At 49.5% G+C, this 697-nt stretch carries 2 protein-coding genes; both read right to left on the reverse strand.

What is annotated here, in order from left to right:
- Positions 1-68 precede the first annotated feature (68 nt).
- Positions 69-302, reverse strand: a complete 234-nt coding sequence (locus IAG03_RS14100; RefSeq protein ID WP_249320749.1) for a hypothetical protein — start codon at positions 300-302, stop codon at positions 69-71.
- Positions 284-697: hypothetical protein (locus IAG03_RS14105; RefSeq protein ID WP_249320750.1), on the reverse strand; the 414-nt coding region annotated here is incomplete at its 5' end. The genes IAG03_RS14105 and IAG03_RS14100, both read right to left, overlap by 19 nt.

The raw sequence follows: 697 nt of genomic DNA on the forward strand, positions 1-697 counted from the left end.
CAATTTGAGGCTTGCCGTTTCATGTTTTGAGGATGAAATCCTGCATAACCGCAAGGGACTGCGGCCGGTTATGCACAGGCAAAAAGCTCACCCGGCGCAAAAAGGTTTTTGCTGATTTCGGTGTTGACGGCTTTAATGCGGTCGGAGATTTTCGTCAGAAGGCTGCTTTCCGCGGCCGCGGTAGAAATCTCGACTTCAATTTTGATGGGGTCGAATTTGATTGCCTGAAGCTGGGCGTTGATGGTGCGTGCCACCGCGTCCGAATCAAGGACAGCGCCGATATTCAGTTTTGGATCATCCATAAAAAACCACCTCTCTGAACCCCGGAGCGGCGGACGCCCTCCCGGGTTCCTTGTAATTGCATGTCAAAATCGGTTTCGTAATTCCGCAGAGAATCTAAATTATCAAAGCTTATTGCTTGAAATTCTTCGAAAGAGCCGCGCAGCTCCTGCGCTTTTTGAATGGCAATTTCATCCCTGCGGATAAAGCGGTCGATCGCGTCAACTGCAAGATCGATTGCGATGCTGATGCCTGCGTCCAGCAAACCGCCTCCAATATTGGAAAACAGCCTGAGACCGGTGGAAGCTTTTTTTCCTCCGTCGGAAATTTTTTCGAGTCCGTTAACGACCTCCTTGATTTCTTCTTCCATGTGGATTCCTTTGGAAACCTTGCTTTCGAGCAGCTTTTCATCCGCATG

Source organism: Yeguia hominis, assembly GCF_014384705.1.
Lineage (GTDB): Bacteria > Bacillota > Clostridia > Oscillospirales > Acutalibacteraceae > Yeguia > Yeguia hominis.

Coding starts and splice junctions, on each gene's coding strand:
- IAG03_RS14100 (WP_249320749.1), bottom strand. CDS start 302: ATGGATGATCCAAAACTGAATATCGGCGCTGTCCTTGATTCGGACGCG.